We start from the raw sequence: 21729 nt of genomic DNA, 5'->3' as shown, positions 1-21729 counted from the left end.
TTCTCTCTATTAAAGTTCTATTACGACATCTAATCTTATATTTCGGCATACTTTTCGCTATGTCTGAATGACTTATTAAGAATAAAGTGAATTAAATACTATAAAACTAGAATAAGTCCACTCTTGCTATTTGTTAAATAAAAGAAAGATATATAAAGTGTATAAAAAGTACTTATTATGACACAACATTCATGATATAGACACTTTTAAGCAAAATAAAAATTATAAAAAGGAAGATACATCATTACATTATCTTTAAAAAAAACGCTCAAAACAGGCGTTTAAATTATTTTCGAATAATAAACCTGCAATAACTACAATTATAATTTGAATAGTAGTATATTTGCGGCTATTTTAATATTTATATGAACAATTTCGAACAATTAGGATTAAATGAATCTCTTTTATCTGCGATCAAGGATATGGGATTTGAAAATCCATCAGAGATCCAGCAAAAGGCGATTCCATTACTATTAGAGAAAGATACCGACATTGTTGCGTTAGCCCAAACGGGGACTGGGAAAACCGCAGCTTTTGGTTTTCCTTTGATTCAGAAGATAGACGTTTCTAATAAGAATACACAAGGTCTTATCTTATCGCCGACTAGAGAGTTATGTTTGCAAATCGCAAACGAAATCAAACAGTACTCGAAGTATGTAAAAGGACTTCATTCAGTAGCTGTTTATGGAGGGGCTAGCATTACAGAACAGGCAAAAGACGTAAAACGTGGAGCACAAATTATCGTCGCTACTCCTGGTAGAATGCAAGACATGATTAACCGTGGTATGGTTAACATTAAAAACATTAATTACTGTATCCTAGATGAAGCAGATGAAATGCTTAACATGGGATTCTATGAGGATATCACGTCTATTTTAGCGGATACTCCAAAAGAAAAAAACACATGGTTATTCTCTGCTACTATGCCGCAAGAGGTTGCGCGCATCGCAAGAGAGTTTATGAAAACTCCAGAAGAAATTACTGTAGGTCATAAAAACCAAGGTAATACTAATGTAAGTCATGAATTTTATTTAGTATCTGCTAGAGACCGCTACCCAGCGCTTAAACGTTTAGCAGATGCAAATCCAGATATTTTCTCTGTAGTGTTCTGTAGAACAAAGAGAGATACGCAATCTATTGCTGAAAAACTTATCGAGGATGGATACAACGCTGCTGCATTACACGGAGACTTATCTCAAGCTCAACGTGACGCAGTAATGAAATCATTCCGTGGTAAACAGATACAAATGCTTGTAGCTACTGACGTTGCTGCTCGTGGTATCGACGTAGATGACATTACTCACGTAGTAAACTACCAATTACCTGACGAAATCGAAACGTATACTCACCGTAGTGGACGTACTGGACGTGCTGGTAAATCAGGTACTTCTATGGTTATCGTAACGAAAAGTGAATTAAGAAAAATTCAACAAATCGAAAGAATCATCAAAACTAAATTTGAAGAGAAACCAGTTCCATCTGGAATTGAGATTTGTGAAATTCAATTGTTCCACTTAGCGAATAGAATTAAAGAAGTAGAAGTTAACACAGAGATTGAGGCTTATTTACCTGCAATTACTGAGTTATTAAAAGACTTCGACAAAGAAGAAATCATTAAAAAAGTAGTTTCTGTTGAATTTAATAGATTCTTAGAATACTACCAAAAAGCTTCTAACAGCTTATCTAGTGTATCTGCTGGAAGAAACAATTCTAAAGAAGTTCCTACAGACGGAGCAGTACGTTTCTTCGTTAACTTAGGTGCTAAGGATAACTTAGACTGGATGACGTTAAAAGATTTCTTACGTGATACTTTAGAGTTAGGTCGTGATGACTTATTCAAAGTTGATGTAAAAGATGGTTTCTCATTCTTCAACACTGAAGCTGAACACGCTGAAAAAGTAATGGAAACATTAAACGGTCTTGAATATCAAGGACGCCGTGTGAATGTTGAAATTTCTAACAATGATGGTGGTAGAAACGGTGGACGCCGTGACCATAACAACCGTAAAGGTGGATTCAGAGGTGGAGAAAGAAGATCTGAAGGTGGATTTAGAGGTGGTGAAAGAAGATCATCTAATAGATCATCTGAAGGAGGATTCAGAGGTGGAGAGAGAAGATCGGATAGATCATCATCTGAAGGACGTGGAGAAAGAAGATCAGACAGATCATCAGAAAGAGCTCCTCGTAACGAACGCGGATCTAGAAGAAGTAGCGAAGGAGATTCATCTAGAAGAACTAGAAGAAACTAATTTGTTAATTTTTTTAAAATAGCATACAAAACTGTAAAATATCTTTTACTTTTAAGCAATCTTAAAAAGTATGAGAAATTTTACAGTTTTTTTATTTATAATACTTTCTGTTTTAACTGTAGCGGCTCAAGATCGCACTAGTGTTAAAGGAACTATTCTAAATGACAAATCATTTTTACCAGTAGATGATGTGAATGTCATCAATATTAGCCAAGTCAAAGGTACAATCAGTAAGAGAGATGGTTCTTTCACAGTAGAAGCCAATCTTAATGATTCTATACACCTATCCTACCCTGGTTATATCCCTATTAAACTTAAAGTAACCAACGATTGGTTAAACAACGAGAATCTAAAGATTTACTTTACAGAAAACACAATAGAACTAGACGAAATTCTTATTAAGAAATTTGACTTAACTGGGTACTTAGAAGTGGATACCAAACTAATTGAATTAAACGAAAAAATGCAGTTTGACTTCTATAGACAAAATAAAACTCCTTATTATGGTACAGCTATGGGTACTTTCTTTAGCCCTGTTGATGCTGTGTACAACCTATTTAAAGGAAAAGATAAAAAACTTAAGAAAATCGAAGCTATTAAAGAAGATCAGAATATGATTGCTTTAATGCAGACCAGATATGACAGAGAGATTGTTTGTGGCTTATTAGAAATCACAAGAGAGGATATCGTAAAATCTCTTCAAAACTGTAATTACACAGACAAGTTTATCTATACCGCTACAGACTTCCAGATTTATCAAGCATTAAATGATTGCTATGATAATTCTAAGCTATTAGCTTCAAAAAAGAAAAATACATCCAATTAAGGGATGTATTTTTTTTGCTCTTTTTTCACGAATTGTAAATATGATAAAATAGAAATAAAACCTATTTTTGTACAAATAACAACACATCACTAATTAAAAACTACTTCACAGAAAATGAATATCATTTTAAAAGCTGCAAAAGTAATCGATCCTACTAGCCCATTTCACAACCAGACAGTTGACATTCAAGTCGAAAATGGCCTTATTACTAAAATCGCTAATCAAATAGAAAATGACCAATTCGAACAAATCAAGTATGATAACCTACACGTTTCTCAAGGTTGGTTTGACAGTTCTGTTTGTTTAGGAGAGCCAGGATTCGAAGAAAGAGAGAATATCGCTCACGGTTTAGAAGTAGCTGCTAAAAGTGGATTCACACAAATCGCAGTCGAACCTAACACCCATCCTATCACTGATTCACAAAGTATAGTAAGTTTTATTAAACAAAAAGCTCTTGGACAGACCACAGAGGTATTTCCTATTGGAGCACTTACTGTAAAATCAGAAGGAACAGACCTAGCAGAGTTATTTGACATGAAAAATGCAGGAGCTATTGCTTTTGGTGATTACAAAAAGCCTATTCAAAATGCCAATGTATTAAAAATTGCTCTGCAATATGTACAAGACTTCGACGGGCTAATTATCGCCTTTTCGCAAGACAATAGCATCAAAGGTAAAGGAGTAGCTAATGAAGGCGTAGAAAGCACTAAATTAGGCTTAAAAGGAATCCCTACTCTAGCAGAAGAATTACAAATAGCACGTAATCTATTTTTATTAGAATATACTGGAGGAAAAGTACACTTCCCAACAATATCAACTGCAAGATCAGTAGAGTTAATCAAAGAAGCAAAACAAAAAGGACTAAATGTTACTTGTAGTACTGCTGTTCATTTATTAACGATGACAGATGAGAAACTAGCAGACTTCGACACTCGTTTTAAAGTATATCCTCCCCTAAGAGATGAAGCTACTAGACAAGCTTTGATCAATGGAGTACTAGACGGAACTATCGACTGTATCACTTCAGAGCATAACCCGCTAGACATTGAACACAAAAAACTAGAATTCAACAGTGCTTCTAATGGAACTATTGGTTTAGAGTCAGCATTTGCTGCGCTTAATACAGTACTACCTTTAGAAGTTATAGTAGATAAATTGACTAGTGCTAGAACTATCTTTAAAATAGACACACCATCTATCAAAGAAGGTAATAAAGTAAATATCACTTTATTTAATCCTTCAAAAGAATACAGTTTCACAAAAGAAAACATCTTGTCAAAATCTAAAAACTCTGCTTTCTTAAACCATCCAATGAATGGTGAAGTATACGGAGTAGTAAACGGAGACAAAAAGACTCTAAAATAAATTAATCAATATACATAATGCTGAAGACTTTTAACGAAAAGGAGATCAAAACAGGTAAGACCATGGCCATCGTGTCACATATAACTATTATAGGTTGTCTTATTGCTATTTTTATGAACCTAGAACCTAAGAATAGATTTGCTGGTTTTTATATCAAACAATCTTTTGGAATTTGGTTATTCTTTTATGCACTTGCTTATACAGCAGGTCGTTTTGATTCTTGGATGATTTCAGGGCCTTTTTACTTCTGTTTCTTCCTACTTTGGGTTTATAGTTTTGCAGGAGCAATAAACAGTGAAATTAAGCCATTACCAAAAATTGGCGTATATTTCCAAAAATGGTTTGACAAATTATCAGCTTAATTATGGATACATCACTTTCAATTTCATACTTAATTCAAGAGCCTAAAGTAATAAAGGACAAAAATCCAGTAATTATCTTATTACATGGGTATGGTAGCAATGAAGAAGACTTATTCTCTTTCGCTCCTGAATTACCAGATGACTACTATGTTATATCTGCACGTGCACCATATACAGTACCTCCTTACGGATATGCTTGGTACGCTATTACCTTTGATGCAGATGCTAACAAATTCTCAGATGACAACCAAGCGATTGAATCAAGAGATTTAATTGTTCGTTTTATTGACGAACTTGTAGCAAAATACCCTATAGATGCTAACAATGTTAACTTAGTCGGGTTTAGCCAAGGAGCTATACTTAGCTATGCTATCGCTTTATCTTATCCTGAAAAGGTAAATAAAGTAGTTGCCTTAAGTGGTTACTTCAATGAAAATATCATTGCAAAAAACTATAAAGAAAACAACTTAAGCAAACTGAGATTATTTGCATCTCACGGAACAGTTGATCAGGTTATACCTATTGATTGGGCAAGAAGAACACCTACAATTCTTACAAGTTTAGCTGTCAAGCATACTTATAAAGAATACCCTGTAGGACATGGAGTACATCCACTAAACTTCAGAGATTTCAAAGAATTCCTTTTAGAAGAGTAATAAAAAAAGTAAGGCTAGTGTTATACACTAGCCTTACTTTTTTATACATAACTTAATTATGTTTTATTCTTCATGAACATCTTCCTCTATCGGTTGATCAGAGTTAATGATTTTTAATTCTATAGTCTTTGCCGCTGTAAAGGCAGTCTCTCCTCTGTGTTTTAAAACCATCCCTTCATTAGATAATTCCCAACCATCGTTTATATAAGCACTCTTATCTTTAGTAAGATCTAAAACAATCCCTTTTTTATGATTTGGCAAAAATATTTCTGCTTTCTTTTTATCCTTAGCATAAGTAACAAAACAGCTAACACTATTATCCTCTAAAGCATTATCCTCTGTTGTATCCTCTTCTAACCCTATTGGATTAAGTCTAAACCCTATCTCGAATATACGAATACAGTTATTCTCTAACTCACTCCAACGATATCCAGCTGAATAAGCACACCCCAATACTTCATCATCTTCATCTAGCGTTACGATCTCAGTACTTCCGTCTGTTACGACCATTCCTTTTGCATTATCATCTTTATTATCTTTCAAGATGAAATCACAGGACGTCATAGTAAGTAACAATATAACAAACAAACTTATTGACTTTTTCATACTACTCTATTTTTATATTAGACGACACTACTTCGTAGCGTACATAACAGTATCTATGGTCTTAAACTCCGTAGGTTTACCCTCTGTGTAAAAATACTTAATTAAAACTTCTCCATGAACAGCTCCTGCATAAAAATCAGCAATTATCCATCTATGATTTAGAACTTTAACTTTATTAATTACACATTTCTCTCCATTAATCACTCCATAAGGAACTAATGGATTACCATTATCTTGATGGTTTAAGGCCAATACCTCTTCTTTTATAGAAGTTAGAGATTGATCTATTGTTTTGTAATTAAAATACTCTTGTGCATCTTCATTGTACTCGATAGAAAAATAATTTGCCTCATTAAAATCCTTAGTAACTTCTTTTAATGAATCTCGAACAATATCAATGCGTTTATGAGCTATTTCTATCTTCTTCCCCTCCATCTTATACATATTCTTATTATTGGCATATAGAAGAACAAGAATTACAAGTGAAAAAAGGAATAGGTAAAAGAAAGCTTTATGTTTCATAATGTGATAATAAATTATATAGTGATTTTTAAATTGTCGTACGCCAAATATACATCTTTTGGAAGTATATTTTCTACATCTTTATGAAAACCTAAGTCTTGTGCTATATGAGTTAAATAAGCTTTCTCTGGTTTTATTTTATCAATAAAAGCAAGCGACTCCTCTAAACTAAAATGAGTAGGGTGATCCTTAATACGCAAAGCATTTACAATTAAAACCTTACACCCTTTTATCTTTTCGACCTCTTCATCTGTGATGTACTTAGCATCTGTGATATAGACTAAATCTCCCAATCTATACCCCAATATAGGCAAAGGCCCATGCATTACATCAATAGGAATAATAGTCTTCTCCCCTATCGTAATGGTATCTTGTGAAGTAATGCTATGCTCTTCTACACTAGGAGCCCCAGGATATCTATCTTCTTTGGTAAAAATATAATCATATCTTCTCTCTAAGGCTTTTATTACTCTTTCTTGAGCATAGATTGGCAACGAGCCATGCAAGATGGTTAATGGTCTTATTTCGTCTAATCCTGCGATGTGATCAGCATGTTCGTGAGTAAAGAATATTGCATCTAATTTACTACACCCAGCAGTCAACATTTGTTGTCTAAAGTCAGGTCCACAGTCAATCAAAATAGTGTGTTCATCCCACTTAACCAATACAGATGTTCTCAACCTTTTATCCCTTGAATCTATACTGTGAGCTACTGGATGATCTATACCTATTATCGGAATACCCTGTGAAGTACCCGTACCTAAAAAATATACTTCCAAAATGACATAAATTTTCCACAAAAGTACGGTTTATCTTTTTTTGTTGTACGATATTTGTTAGGTTTGTTTAAAATAGCTAATTCATGAAAAACTTTGCTGAAGATTTAGTACTAAATGGGGATAGAGTAATAGAACATCACCCTGCCATTTCAGATAAAGCACTAAAAATCAACCTTAACAACGACATTTACGGAACATTTGCAGAAATCGGTGCAGGACAAGAGACAGTCCGTCACTTCTTTAGAGCTGGTGGTTCTTCTAGAACAGTAGCCAAAGCGATGTCTGCTTATGATAAAGTATTTAGTGACGCTATCTATTCTGTTGAAGAAGATGGACGTTATGTTACAGAAAGTCGCCTAATCAAAATGCTTGATTATGAGACAAGAAAGATTGAAGAAAGATTAATACGCGAAGAGAATCCTAACAAGACTTTCTTTAGTTATGCCAATACAGTAGCAACAATTGACTACGCTAAGAAAAACAAAGGACATGGATGGGTAGGTATTATGTTTCAGACAGCTTCTAACCAAGCGTATAACAAGATAGTACTACACATACAGTTCAAAGAAACAGATTCTAAACTACAACAAGAGACATTAGGTATCTTAGGTGTGAATCTAATTTATGGTGCATTCTACCAACACCATGACGCTAAAAAACTAATTCACAGTCTTTATGATCACTTAGATAAAGATCAAATCGAAATCGATAGTATTAACTTCTCTGGTCCTATCTTTGAGACAGTAGACAATCGATTAATGAGCTTACAGTTAGTTAAAAATGGAATGACTGACGCTGTAATGTTCAGCCCTAGTGGACGTAGTGAACTAGCAGCTAACATTTTATACAAACAAAACATACTAGCACTTAGAGGTAGCTTTAGACCTGTTACTATCGTTAATATGGATATGTATCAGAAGTCTTTAGATAAATTCATGACACAAAACAACTTAGCTAAAGAAAACACTAAAGTTGTTTTTGAAATTACCTTGTCTAACCTTTTAGCAGAAGGTTCATTAGACGAAATAGACTTCTTAGATAGAGCAGACTTATTATGTTCTCTTGGACAAACTGTAATGATCTCTAATTTCCAAGAATATTATAAACTTACAGAATACTTCTCTAAATATACTGATCAGAAGATTGCATTAGCAATGGGAGTTAGTAGCTTATTAAATATTTTTGAAGAGAAATACTACACTCATCTAACAGGAGGTATATTAGAAGGTTTAGGAAAGCTATTTAGAAACACAATGAAGATCTACCTATACCCTATGATAGGTAACGAAGAACAAATAGTAGACTCTACTAATCTAAAAGTAGACTTACATATTAAAGAGTTGTATAAATTCTTCAAAAAGAACAACCAAATCATCGATATTGAAGATTATGAAAAAGATCATTTATCTATCTTCTCAAGAGATGTACTGAAGTTGCTACAACAAAATCAAAATGGATGGGAAGAAAAATTACCAGAAGGTATTTCTAAAATCATCCAAGAAAAAGAATTATTCGGATATAAAAGAAAATAAATATAAAAAAGCCATTACACTTGTAATGGCTTTTTCATTCCTATTTATTCTCACAAATCAAATAATTGTTAACTATAGGAAATACCCTTAATAGCGATAACGCTCTAGGTCAGAAAACCAATTATGACGCTGGTTTTCTTTTGTAATCAATTATAAAAACTATTTGATACTGTCGTGATAAGTTTTGAGAATTTCTTCTCTGAAATTAGGGTGAGCAATCTCCACCATTGCATCTACACGTTGTTTCAACGTCTTGCCATACAAGTCTGCTACTCCATATTCTGTAACGATATACTGTGCATGGGCACGAGTAGTCACCACTCCCGCTCCTTGTTTTAAGAAAGGTACGATACGATTATGCCCTTTATTACTAGTAGATGACAAGGCTATAATTGCCTTTCCACCTTTACTCAAAGAAGCTCCTCTCACAAAATCCATCTGTCCTCCTACTCCAGAATACATATGTACCCCTAGAGAATCAGCACAAATCTGCCCTGTCACATCTACTTCTAATGCGGAGTTAATCGCTACTACTTTTGGGTTCTGACGAATAATAGCCGTATCGTTTACATAATTAGACTCCTTCATTACGATAAACGGGTTGTTATCCACAAATTTATATAAACGTTCTGATCCAATTAAGAAAGTTGCTAGAGCCCTTCCTTTAGCTATTGTTTTCTTAGAACAGTCAATTACACCACTCTCTATTAAATCAATTACACCATCAGAAAACATCTCTGTGTGCAATCCTAAATTCTTGTGATTAGTAAGTCTAGACAATACTGCATTAGGAATAGAACCTATCCCCATCTGTAATGTACTCTCGTCTTCTATCAGAGCAGCCACATGATCTCCTATTAGCGCTTCTGTATCTGTAATAACGGCTTGTTTCTGTGCATAGATAGCAGTATGATGTTCTACCGCCATATCTATCTTAGATATGTGCAATACACTATCTCCGAAAGTACGTGGCATATATTTATTTACTTGAGCGATTACTACTTTTGCACACTCCATAGCGGCAACAGTAGCTTCTACTGATGTACCTAATGAACAAAAACCGTGTTCATCTGGTGGTGATACCTGTATAAGAACTACATCTACTTTTAAAGCTCCTTTGCGAAACAGATTAGGTACTTCGCTAAGAAAAACAGGAGTATAAGAACCATTACCAGCGGCAATAGTATGACGAACGTTCTTACCAATAAAGAAAGAGTTCACATGAAAGCTCTCTGACAAAGCAGGATCAGCATAAGGAGCTGCCCCTTCTGTATGAATATGACAAAACTCTACATTACGCAGTTCTTCCGCTCTATCACTAATTGCTTTGGTTAATATATTAGGAGTTGCAGCAGCGGCATGTACATAAATTCGGTCTCCTGATTTTACGACTTTAGCGGCTTCTGAAGCTGATACATATTTCATATTAAAAAATGCTTGAAAATAATTAAACATCTAAGGTGTTTCTTCTATTTAGAAAACATTTCCAAAATACGTATTTTTAAATCAGAAATCAACTGATTTATATCAGTTAACACTTGTATTCACTGATTTTTAGGACATATATAAAAATATATTACTAAGTGACAAATAAAAACAAAGAGGAATGAATATCGTCGTATCTTTTTTAGCAAATACACTATTTTTCACTTTTTTAAATACCCCTACATAATTAAAATCTCCTATCGCTCTCAATCCAAATAGAATTCCCATAACCAAATAAACCCATTTATAAGCTGATACATCACCTAGACTAATTCCTGCAAACACAGCTAAGCCACTCGCCACTACTAAAGTACCTATAGGTGAAGGATTTAATTTTCTCTCACCATCTTTTGTAGGAAGTACTCCTACTACACCCCATGTTCCACCCAGTGCCCAATAAATATGTACGGCTGATAGAAATGAGAAAATAAGGGTATTCACTATCTTAATCATTACTTCTAAACTCATTGTCATCTATTAAATATTATGACCACAAAGTTCATCCTTCCTTTTCTCTAAAACATTCACTTAAGTTAATATCCTTTTTCGTTTAATCTTTTTCGTATTCGAGACAGAGACTGAGGTTTCACCCCTATATAGCTTGCAATATACTTTTGTGGAATACATTTAAACACCTCAGGAGTACTCTCTATCAACTGTAAATAACGTTGTTCTGGGTTTAAGAACAAGAGAAAGTCTATTCTTTTCTTTGCTTCTAAGAAAATCAACTCTGCCATTCTTCTACCTAGTAATTGTGCCTCTATAGATGTTTCATAATACGCAAAGAGATCTGACTTACGGATTAGCTCTACTTCTGTCTCCTCTGTAGCTACAATGGTTAATTGGGATGGTGCATTAGTCAGCACACCTTCATAGTTAGTAAATATATGATTAGACAGATAAAATGCAAAAGATACATCATCACCTTCTGCATCTATATAATACATCCTCAAGCATCCTTTACGAACAATCCCTACATAATCACAAATTTCCCCCAATTGAAGAATTTCTTCCCCTTTTGTTAGCGTTCTATAAATTATACTATCCTGTAAATCCTCTAATAATCTATCGACAAAATGGTTACTTTGCATTTTCTTCTACGTGTATTAATGACTTATCAAATGTAAAATATCCTTCTATAAATCAAAACAAGAATATACCCTGTTTTAATCTGTTAAAAACGGCTATATTATTCTATTCCCAAAAATGATAAACAGCTTTACTCTTCAAGTCCTTTATCTACCACCTTACTTCTAATGAATACTTCATAAATGAATAGTGCTTTCGTAGCAACTCCGTTAATTCGCCTCAAATAACGGACTCACTACGGACTCATAACGGACACAGTACGGACTCAGTGCAAAGCAGTTTATATCAAATTACAATTCTAACTGCTCTATAATAGCCTACAGAATTATAATTTATTTTAGCACCTATTACTACACCATTCGTATAAAATTGTGTCTGTAATGAATTAAAAATCTTTAATTCACTCAAATAATGTTATTTTTGTACATATTCTCATTTTAATAAAATGACATCAATAAACAAAAAAACATTACAAGATTTAGAATTCAACACGGTATTAGAAACAGTATCAGCCCTTTGTACTACAGAGGCTGGTAAAGAAGCTGCTATGGAGATATGCCCGCTTAAAACAGAAGCAGGAACGATGAGAGCATTAAAGCAGACTTCAGAATACGTTTCTTCATTTACCAATAATAACATTATCCCGAATCACTACTTTGACAGTATAGACTACGAATTAAAGTTTTTAGGAATTGAAAATAGTTTCTTAGAAGTAAGTAGCTTTAAAAAGATACAAACCCTAACAGACACCACAATTACCCTAATCTCTTATTTAAAAAAATTCGAGGAGTACTATCCTAATTTATACCATGAGGCAGAACAAACGCCTTTAGAAAAATCTATTCTTAAAGAAATAGATAATGTCCTGGATAAATATGGTGAGATCAAAGACAATGCTTCGTTAGATTTATTGAATATCCGCAAAAACATCAATATAGTTCGTGGTAAAATAAACCAAAGTTTCGGCGCAGCACTTACACAATACAACAGTTCTGGGTATCTAGACGATATCAGAGAAACGGTGGTAGAAAACAGACGTGTACTAGCAGTAATTGCTATGCATAGACGTAAAGTAAAAGGAAGTGTATTAGGAACGTCTAAAACGGGAAGTATTGTCTATATCGAACCTGAAGCTACTTTGAGATTCTCTAGAGAGTTAAACAACCTAGAGTATGAAGAACGCGAAGAAATCGTACGTATTCTAAAAAACCTAACAGATGCTATTCGCCCTTTTAGAGATCTACTTTTAGAGTATCAGAGTTTCTTAACCTATATCGACGTTACTGCTGGAAAAGCAAAATATGCCAATAAAATTAACGGTCTACTACCTGAGATTAGCAAAGAAAGAGAAATGTACTTTAGAGAGGCTTATCACCCTATTTTATTGTTAAACAATAGAGCGAAGAATAAACCTACCTATCCACAAACAATTAATCTAGAGCAAAACAGTAGAATAATCGTTATCTCTGGACCAAATGCTGGTGGTAAGAGTATCACGCTAAAAACAGTGGGGCTATTACAACTGATGTTACAGTCTGGATTACTTATTCCGGTACACGAAAGAAGTAAAACATTCTTATTCGATAGAATACTAACAGATATTGGAGATAATCAGTCTATAGAGAATCACCTAAGTACTTATAGTTATAGACTTAAGAATATGAACTACTTCTTAAAGAAATGTAACGATAATACGCTATTCTTAATAGATGAGTTTGGTACAGGATCTGATCCAGAACTAGGAGGTGCATTAGCAGAAGTGTTCTTAGAGGAGTTCTATGATAGAGAGGCTTATGGTATTATTACAACTCACTATACGAATCTAAAAATACTAGCAGATGAGTTACCGAATGCAACGAATGCCAATATGCTATTTGATGAGAAATCATTAGAACCAATGTATAAACTAAACGTTGGACAAGCAGGTAGTTCGTTTACCTTCGAAGTTGCACAGAAAAATGGTATTCCGTTTAGCCTAATTAATAGAGCCAAGAAAAAAGTAGAAGGAGATAAAGTTAGATTTGACAAGACTATCGCTAATCTACAGAAAGAAAGACATAAACTAGAACGTACTTCTCAGAACTTAAAAGAGGAAGAGACTAAGGCAAGGGATGAGAGTAAGAAAATGGAGACCATCAATGCTAAAATTCAAGAGAAACTAGAGCGTTATCAGGAATTATTTGATTCTAATCAACGTTTAGTAGCTCTAGGTCAACGCTTAGATGATTTGTCTGAAAAATACTTTAATAATAAAAGTAAGAAAACTCTTTTTGGAGAAGTTCTAAAAGTAGTAGAGATTGAAAATTCTAAACGTAAGAAGGTTACCATAAAAGAGAAGAAAGAAAAAGAAGCTCAACAAAAAGAGCTAATTAAGGAAGTGGAGCAAAAAGTAGAAGTGATTCGCAAAGAGAAGAAAGAAGAAAAGGCGAAAAAGCAACTACAAGATGCACAGAAGAAAACCAACTTCCCTCTTAAAGTGGGAGATCGCGTTCGTATGATAGATGGTCGTTCAGTGGGAACAATCGATGTAATCGAAAAAAATAAAGCAACAGTTAATTATGGTATCTTTACATCTAAAGTAAGCCTTGATCAACTAGAAATGGTAGAACGCAAAAAATAATGTTAGATATACCTCGCAATAAAAAAATTATCTTATTTGACGGTGTTTGCAATTTATGCGACAGCACCGTCAATAAGGTTATTAAAGCAGATCAACAAGATCAGTTTAGATTCGTAGCCTTAGATTCAGAAAAAGGGAAAGAGATTCTAAACTATATCGGTATTGATCGTACTAAGATAGACAGCATCGTTCTATATGAACCAGGTGTAGCCTATTTTATCAAATCAAAAGCTGCCTTTGAGATTGCTTCTGCTCTAGGAGGAAAGTACTCCCTAATCGGCATATTCTCATTCTTACCAACAGGTATCACAGATGCTTTATATGAATATATCGCTAAAAATAGATACAAATGGTATGGAAAAAAAGAAAGCTGTATGATACCAAGTGAGGATATTAAACAGAAATTTCTATAATTTCTTCACTTAACGCTAATTTGTGATTTTTTCATCACAAATAATTTTACTTAAACTTTGGCAATGCGTATATTTGCGTACTTATAAAAAAATATTCTCGAATGCATATTTCATACAATTGGTTAAAACAATTCATTAAATTAGACATAACACCAGAAGAAACTTCAGAAATCTTAACAGACTTAGGTCTTGAGGTAGAAGGAATCACTACATATGAGAGTCTTAAAGGTGGTCTAAGAGGAGTTGTTGTTGGACACGTATTATCTTGTACAAAACATCCAAATGCAGACAAATTAAACGTAACAAAAGTTGATTTAGGAACAGGTGAGCCAGTACAAATCGTATGTGGTGCGCCGAACGTTGCTGCAGGGCAAAAAGTACCGGTTGCTACTATTGGTACAGAATTGTTCGATGCAGAAGGAAATGCATTCCAAATCAAAAAAGGCAAGATTCGTGGAGAAGAAAGCTTTGGTATGATTTGTTCTGAAGTAGAACTTGGTTTAGGTACAGATGGAAGCGGTATTTTAGTTTTAGAAGATAAATGGGAGCCTGGAACACCAGCTGCTACTTTATTTAATATCGCTACAGACGAAGTTTTTGAAATCGGTCTTACTCCTAACCGCTCTGATGCTATGAGCCACTGGGGAGTAGCACGTGACTTAAGAGCTGGTCTACTGCAAAATTCTAAAGAAGAAACTCAACACAAAGAATTAATCACTCCTTCTGTTAGCAAATTTAAAGTTGAAAGAAGAACACTTAAGATTGATGTTAGTGTTGAAGACTATAAAAAAGCACCTCGTTACTGTGGTGTGACAATCTCTGGTATAGAAGTAAAACCTTCTCCAGACTGGTTACAAAATAGATTGAAAGCAATCGGTATTACTCCTAAAAACAATATCGTAGACGTTACCAATTACGTTTTACATGATTTAGGACAACCATTACATGCTTTTGATGCTGCTAAAATAAAAGGTGGTAAAGTAATCGTAAAAACTGTTGCTGCAGGTACTAAGTTCGTAACTCTAGACGGAGTAGAAAGAACTCTTCACGAAGATGACTTAATGATCTGTGATGAGAATGGACCAATGTGTATGGCAGGTGTATTCGGAGGTAGCAAATCTGCTGTTTCTGAAAGCACATCAAATATTTTCTTAGAAAGTGCTTACTTTAATCCAGTAACGGTAAGAAAAGCAGCAAAAAGACATGGTCTTAATACAGATTCATCTTTCCGTTTTGAGAGAGGTGTTGACCCTGCTATTACTGAATATGCTCTTAAACATGCCGCTTTATTAATCCAACAAGTAGCTGGTGGAGAAATCACTTCTGATATTATCGACTTATACCCTAAGAAAGTAGAAGAACATTCTGTATTCTTAAACTTCAATAATATCAATAGATTATTAGGAGAAGAAATTTCTAAAGAAACAATCAAGAAAATCTTAGTATCATTAGATATTAAAGTTCACAGTATGTCTGATGTAGGTATAGGTATTACTGTTCCTGCTTATCGTGCTGATGTAACTAGAGAGATCGACGTTATAGAAGAAATCTTGAGAGTATATGGATTTAACAACATTACTTTCTCTTCTAAATTAAATGCAACTATTGCTAATAGTTCTAGAACGGAAGATCATAGAGTAACAAATATTGTGGCTCAGCAGTTGGTAGCACAAGGGTTTAATGAGATTATGAATAACTCATTAACAACTCCTGATTACACAGAGTTAAGCGAAAATATTAAATCTAATTACCAAGTAGATATCCTTAACCCACTAAGTCATGACTTATCAGTAATGAGACAGTCACTATTATTCGGTGGATTAGAGTCTATCTCTTACAACGTAAATAGAAAACGTGTTGATTTAAAATTCTTCGAGTTTGGTAAAACATACCACAAGATGCTTAACAACTTTGAAGAGTACAAACGTTTTTCAGTATTTGCTACAGGTAATATCACTAAAGCAAGCTGGAACTCTGAGCAAAAACCAATTAGCTTCTTTGACTTCAAAGGATACATCAATGGTATTATCACTCGTTTAGGCTTAAATAAGATAAGTACTCAACCTGTAGAATCAGATTTATTCTCAGAAGGTATTGCTTACTATATAGGAAAAGAATTAATCGTAGAGTTCGGTATTCTGAAGAAATCAGTAACAAAACACTTTGATATCAAACAAGAGGTTTGTTACGCTGAATTTAACTGGGATAATGTATTAAAAGTTGTTTCTGCTAAAATCAAAATTGCTGAAATCAATAAATTCCCTTCAGTTAAACGTGATTATGCTTTATTAATCAACGAAGCAGTAACTTTCGAAGAGATCTATAACCTAGTAAAACAAGTAGATAAAGCAGTCATCAAAGACGTAACTCTATTTGACGTTTACCAAGGAGAGAAAATCGAAGATGGTAAGAAATCATACGCTATCTCTATTATCATGGAAGATGTTACAAAAACACTTACTGATAGTCAAGTAGACAAAATCATGGGTAAAGTAAAATACCAATTAGAAAATGTTTTACAAGCTCAATTGAGATAATACTAATCGTTTATAGTATATATTTAAAAACGCCCTGCTAGGATCTTTAGCAGGGCGTTTTTTTGTGCATCCTAGATTCTGCATATTTTGCAACATGTACCCACATCATATTTCCACAATCTACATAAGGTAGAGACGGAATATCTCCCGTGTCACATAATATATGTCGTATTACTCCATTGTAAGTAATATAGCACTAGGTCAAACTACAACCTACATAAGGTAGAGACGGAATATCTTCCGTATCACATAATATATGTCATATCACTCCATTGTAAGCAATACAGTAGTAGGTCAAAATACAATCTACATAAGGTAGAGTCGGAATATATCCCGTGTCACATAATATATGTCGTATCACTCCATTGTAAGTAATATAACACTAGGTCAAACTACAACCTACATAAGGTAGAGACGGAATATCTTCCGTGTCACATAATATATGTCGTATCACTCCATTGTAAGTAATATAACACTAGGTCAAACTACAACCTACATAAGGTAGAGACGGAATATCTTCCGTATCACATAATATATGTCATATCACTCCATTGTAAGCACTACAGTAGTAGGACAAAATACAATCTATATAAGGTAGAGACAGAATATCTCCCGTGTCACATAATATATGTCGAATTACTCCATTGTAAGTAATATAGCACTAGGTCAAACTACAACCTACATAAGGTAGAGACGGAATATCTTCCGTATCACATAATATATGTCATATCACTCCATTGTAAGCAATATAACACTAGGTCAAACTACAACCTACATAAGGTAGAGACGGAATATCTTCCGTATCACATAATATATGTCATATCACTCCATTGTAAGCAATACAGTAGTAGGTCAAAATACAATCTACATAAGGTAGAGACGGAATATCTTCCGTGTCACATAATATATGTCGTATCACTCCATTGTAAGTAATATAACACTAGGTCAAACTACAACCTACATAAGGTAGAGACGGAATATCTTCCGTATCACATAATATATGTCATATCACTCCATTGTAAGCAATACAGTAGTAGGTCAAAATACAATCTACATAAGGTAGAGACAGAATATCTTCCGTTTCACATAATACATCTTTTTAGATGTGTTCTTAACTTGTGTGACACGCAAAGTACTGCGTCTGTACTAGTCACCGAAAACCAAAAAAAAGCCTGTGAACACTCAGTCCACAGGCTTTATATAAATAAGCGAGAAATTAATCTTACATATTACGTCTGTACTGCCCTCCTACTTCAAACAATGCTGAAGTAATCTGACCTAACGAACAGACTTTAGAAGCATCCATTAGCGCTTCGAATATATTGCCATTTTGAATAGCTACCTCTTGAATACGCTCTAATTCTTCTTTTACTAAAGCTTCATTAGCCTTATTCAAATTCTCTTTTGTCTTGATTTGGAATAGTTTCTCCTCTTCTGTTGCACGAATAACTTCAGCAGGAACTACTGTTGGAGATCCTTTAGAACTCAAGAAAGTATTCACTCCAATAATAGGGAACGTACCATTGTGTTTTAATGTTTCATAATACAATGACTCTTCTTGAATCTTAGAACGTTGGTACATGGTCTCCATTGCTCCTAACACCCCTCCTCTTTCTGTAATTCTATCAAATTCTGCTAAGACAGCAGCCTCTACTAAATCCGTTAATTCTTCAATAATAAATGACCCTTGTATTGGATTCTCATTTTTAGCCAATCCTAGCTCTTTATTTATGATTAACTGTATTGCCATAGCTCTACGCACAGATTCTTCCGTAGGAGTCGTAATAGCCTCGTCATACGCGTTAGTGTGAAGTGAATTACAGTTATCATAGATAGCATACAACGCTTGAAGTGTAGTACGGATATCATTAAAGTCAATCTCTTGTGCGTGTAATGAACGCCCTGAAGTCTGAATATGATATTTAAGCATCTGTGCACGTTCATTAGCACCATACTTATTCTTCAATGCTTTTGCCCAAATACGACGCGCTACACGACCAATTACTGCGTACTCAGGATCGATACCATTCGAAAAGAAGAACGATAAGTTTGGTCCGAAGTCATTAATATCCATTCCTCTACTTAAGTAGTACTCTACATAAGTAAATCCATTCGCTAATGTAAATGCCAACTGTGTAATAGGGTTAGCTCCAGCTTCTGCAATGTGGTATCCTGAGATAGACACAGAATAGAAGTTACGCACATTCTTCTCAATGAAGTACTCTTGTACATCTCCCATTAAACGAAGTGCAAACTCCGTAGAGAAGATACACGTATTCTGAGCTTGATCTTCTTTTAAAATATCAGCTTGTACTGTACCACGAACTTGTGATAAAGTATTCTTTTTAATCTCAGCGTACACCTCTTTTGGCAACACTTGATCTCCTGTTACTCCTAAAAGCATCAATCCTAGACCGTCGTTCCCCTCTGGTAATTCACCATTATAACGAGGTCTCTCTACACCTTTTGCTTTATAAATAGCTTCAATCTTTGCTTCAACTTCAGCCACTAAGTCATTGTCTTTGATATAGATTTCACACTGTTGATCAATAGCAGCATTCATAAAGAATCCTAATAACATTGGCGCTGGCCCGTTAATAGTCATCGATACTGATGTCAAAGCATGTGCAAGGTTAAACCCTGAATACAACTTTTTCGCATCATCTAAACAACAGATAGAAACCCCTGCATTACCAATCTTACCATAAATATCAGGGCGATGTCCTGGATCATTACCATAAAGCGTTACTGAGTCAAATGCAGTAGATAGACGCTTAGCAGGCATACCTAATGACACATAGTGAAAACGTCTATTAGTACGCTCTGGTCCTCCTTCTCCCGCAAACATACGTGTAGGATCTTCTCCTTCACGCTTAAACGGATAAAGTCCTGAGGTAAACGGAAATTCTCCTGGTACATTCTCTTGTAATGACCAGCGTAAGATATCTCCCCAAGCTTCATACTTAGGCAGTGCAATCTTAGGAATCTGTAAATGTGATAAACTCTCTGAATGCGTCGCAATCTTGATTTCCTTATCACGTACTTTGAATGAGTACACAGGGTTTTTATACTTGTTCACCTTCTGATCCCATGTCAGAATCACTTCCCAGTTATAAGGATCTAAGTTCATCTTCACCTTGTCAAATTCCTTTAATAGAAGGTTGATGAACAATTGTGTATCAGCATCTTTAGAAGTTATTGTTTCTTCTACGATTCCTGACTTATCTATTTCTGGCAATTTACCAGCTACTGTTTCTATTGTTTTGAAAATACCGTATAGCTTCTGAGCTACCTCTTTTTGAGTTAATACCGTCTCATCATATTTACGGTTGTTCTCCGCTATCTCAGATAAGTAACGTGTACGGTTAGGAGGTATTACAAATACCTTCTCACTCATCTCCTTAGTGATTTCGAAACTAGACGTTAAGTCTGCTCCCGTTTTCTCTACCACTTTATCCATAATTGCTTTATATAAAGCATTGGTACCTGGATCGTTAAACTGAGAAGCAATTGTACCAAATACAGGCATTTCGTCTGGGTTTACATCCCATAAGTTATGGTTGCGTTGGTATTGTTTCTTTACATCTCTAATTGCATCTAATGCTCCACGCTTATCAAATTTATTGATTGCAACGATATCGGCGAAGTCAAGCATATCAATTTTCTCTAACTGAGTAGCCGCTCCAAACTCTGGAGTCATAATGTATAAAGAGGCATCTGAGTGGTCTAAAATCTCTGTATCTGACTGACCAATCCCCGAAGTTTCAAGAATAATTAAGTCATAATTGGCAACCTGAAGTACTTGAAGTGTTTCTTCAACATAACGAGATAACGCTAAGTTAGACTGACGAGTAGCCAGAGAACGCATAAATACACGAGGATTATTAATCGAGTTCATACGAATACGGTCTCCTAATAAAGCTCCTCCTGTCTTACGCTTAGAAGGGTCAACAGATACTAGTGCAACTGTTTTTTCAGGGAAGTCAATCAAGAAACGACGAACTAACTCATCTACCATAGATGACTTACCTGCTCCACCCGTTCCTGTAATACCTAATATAGGTGTATTCTTATGTTTCTTTTCGTCGTATTGGAATACTTTAAAGAAATCTTCTTCTCTATTTTCAGCTAACGAAATTAAACGAGCTATCGTAGTAACATCTTTATCTGCTAGAGATTGATAAACATCTTTTCCTTCTGGTAATTGTAAGTCCATTGTAGGGTAGTCAGCCTTCCCTACCATATCGTTAATCATCCCTTGTAATCCCATCGCACGTCCATCATCTGGAGAATATAAGCGTGTGATACCATAATCCATTAACTCTTTTATCTCACTAGGAAGAATTACTCCTCCTCCTCCTCCAACGATTCGGATATGTCCTGCTCCTTTTTCTTGTAGCAGGTCGTACATATATTTAAAATACTCGTTATGACCTCCTTGATATGAAGTCATTGCAATCGCATTAGCATCTTCTTGGATAGCTGTATTCACTACCTCTTCAACGCTCTTATCATGTCCTAAGTGAATAACCTCACATCCTGTTGATTGGATAATACGACGCATAATATTAATCGCCGCATCATGGCCATCAAATAAAGCCGCCGCAGTAACTATACGCACCTTGTTAGTAGGCGTATAGGGTGTATTTTGTTGCATAATTTTTTAGTTTTTGTAGAATGCCAATATA

At 34.7% G+C, this 21729-nt stretch carries 16 protein-coding genes; 9 read left to right on the top strand and 7 right to left on the bottom strand.

What is annotated here, in order from left to right; all coding sequences use genetic code 11:
* Positions 1 to 365: 365 nt before the first annotated feature.
* The 5 genes from MPR_RS07640 to MPR_RS07620 all read left to right on the top strand — a co-directional run bounded on the left by MPR_RS07640 (position 366) and on the right by MPR_RS07620 (position 5458).
* A complete protein-coding gene (locus tag MPR_RS07640; RefSeq protein WP_006259059.1) occupies positions 366 to 2249 on the top strand; it encodes a DEAD/DEAH box helicase in 1884 nt (627 codons plus the stop codon).
* A gap of 70 nt (positions 2250 to 2319) precedes the next feature.
* Positions 2320 to 3075, top strand: a complete 756-nt coding sequence (locus MPR_RS07635; protein ID WP_041891046.1) for a carboxypeptidase-like regulatory domain-containing protein — start codon at positions 2320 to 2322, stop codon at positions 3073 to 3075.
* Between the two features lie 114 nt (positions 3076 to 3189).
* On the top strand, positions 3190 to 4440 hold the full coding sequence (locus tag MPR_RS07630; protein ID WP_041891044.1) for a dihydroorotase: 1251 nt from the start codon (positions 3190 to 3192) through the stop codon (positions 4438 to 4440).
* A 17-nt stretch (positions 4441 to 4457) separates the two neighbouring features.
* Complete coding sequence (locus MPR_RS07625) at positions 4458 to 4802, top strand: hypothetical protein (protein ID WP_006265177.1); 345 nt, start codon at positions 4458 to 4460, stop codon at positions 4800 to 4802.
* Between the two features lie 2 nt (positions 4803 to 4804).
* Positions 4805 to 5458 (top strand): alpha/beta hydrolase, encoded by a 654-nt coding sequence (locus MPR_RS07620; protein ID WP_006259064.1) that lies wholly within the window; start codon positions 4805 to 4807, stop codon positions 5456 to 5458.
* Between the two features lie 63 nt (positions 5459 to 5521).
* Here the strand turns inward: MPR_RS07620 and MPR_RS07615 are convergent, their stop codons facing one another.
* The 3 genes from MPR_RS07615 to MPR_RS07605 are packed head-to-tail and all read right to left on the bottom strand — an operon-like array spanning position 5522 to position 7386.
* A complete protein-coding gene (locus tag MPR_RS07615; protein ID WP_041891037.1) occupies positions 5522 to 6064 on the bottom strand; it encodes a hypothetical protein in 543 nt (180 codons plus the stop codon).
* Between the two features lie 27 nt (positions 6065 to 6091).
* Positions 6092 to 6586, bottom strand: coding sequence for a hypothetical protein (locus MPR_RS07610; RefSeq protein ID WP_006261055.1), 495 nt, complete (start codon positions 6584 to 6586; stop codon positions 6092 to 6094).
* A gap of 14 nt (positions 6587 to 6600) precedes the next feature.
* A complete protein-coding gene (locus tag MPR_RS07605) occupies positions 6601 to 7386 on the bottom strand; it encodes an MBL fold metallo-hydrolase (RefSeq protein WP_082027822.1) in 786 nt (261 codons plus the stop codon).
* A 62-nt stretch (positions 7387 to 7448) separates the two neighbouring features.
* On the opposite strand from MPR_RS07605, the gene MPR_RS07600 reads away from it, so the two are divergent.
* A complete protein-coding gene (locus tag MPR_RS07600; protein ID WP_041891030.1) occupies positions 7449 to 8897 on the top strand; it encodes a hypothetical protein in 1449 nt (482 codons plus the stop codon).
* 159 nt (positions 8898 to 9056) lie between these two features.
* Here the strand turns inward: MPR_RS07600 and MPR_RS07595 are convergent, their stop codons facing one another.
* The 3 genes from MPR_RS07595 to MPR_RS07585 form a co-directional block, all read right to left on the bottom strand.
* On the bottom strand, positions 9057 to 10322 hold the full coding sequence (locus MPR_RS07595; protein ID WP_041895279.1) for an acetyl-CoA hydrolase/transferase family protein: 1266 nt from the start codon (positions 10320 to 10322) through the stop codon (positions 9057 to 9059).
* A gap of 129 nt (positions 10323 to 10451) precedes the next feature.
* Positions 10452 to 10850: a DUF3995 domain-containing protein gene (locus MPR_RS07590; RefSeq protein WP_036497081.1), complete on the bottom strand. Its 399-nt coding sequence runs from the start codon at positions 10848 to 10850 to the stop codon at positions 10452 to 10454.
* Between the two features lie 65 nt (positions 10851 to 10915).
* Positions 10916 to 11473: a Crp/Fnr family transcriptional regulator gene (locus MPR_RS07585; RefSeq protein ID WP_041891026.1), complete on the bottom strand. Its 558-nt coding sequence runs from the start codon at positions 11471 to 11473 to the stop codon at positions 10916 to 10918.
* Between the two features lie 443 nt (positions 11474 to 11916).
* Here MPR_RS07585 and MPR_RS07580 point away from each other — a divergent pair, with 443 nt between their 5' ends.
* The 3 genes from MPR_RS07580 (at position 11917) to pheT (ending at position 17041) form a co-directional block, all read left to right on the top strand.
* Positions 11917 to 14091, top strand: coding sequence for an endonuclease MutS2 (locus tag MPR_RS07580; RefSeq protein WP_025124189.1), 2175 nt, complete (start codon positions 11917 to 11919; stop codon positions 14089 to 14091).
* Positions 14091 to 14504 (top strand): thiol-disulfide oxidoreductase DCC family protein, encoded by a 414-nt coding sequence (locus MPR_RS07575; protein WP_041891022.1) that lies wholly within the window; start codon positions 14091 to 14093, stop codon positions 14502 to 14504. Before MPR_RS07580 ends, MPR_RS07575 begins: the two co-directional genes overlap by 1 nt.
* 101 nt (positions 14505 to 14605) lie before the next feature.
* Positions 14606 to 17041 carry a phenylalanine--tRNA ligase subunit beta gene (pheT, locus tag MPR_RS07570; protein ID WP_041891019.1) on the top strand — a complete coding sequence of 812 codons (2436 nt, stop codon included), beginning with the start codon at positions 14606 to 14608 and terminating at the stop codon, positions 17039 to 17041.
* A gap of 1222 nt (positions 17042 to 18263) precedes the next feature.
* On the opposite strand, the gene MPR_RS07565 is transcribed toward pheT, so the two are convergent.
* Complete coding sequence (locus MPR_RS07565; RefSeq protein WP_041891016.1) at positions 18264 to 21698, bottom strand: methylmalonyl-CoA mutase family protein; 3435 nt, start codon at positions 21696 to 21698, stop codon at positions 18264 to 18266.
* Between the last annotated feature and the right edge of the window lie 31 nt (positions 21699 to 21729).

Origin of the sequence: Myroides profundi, from assembly GCF_000833025.1 — a bacterium.
Lineage (GTDB): Bacteria > Bacteroidota > Bacteroidia > Flavobacteriales > Flavobacteriaceae > Flavobacterium > Flavobacterium profundi_A.
Note: the sequence above shows the minus strand (reverse complement) of the source record. Positions and strands in the feature narration are given on the sequence as shown.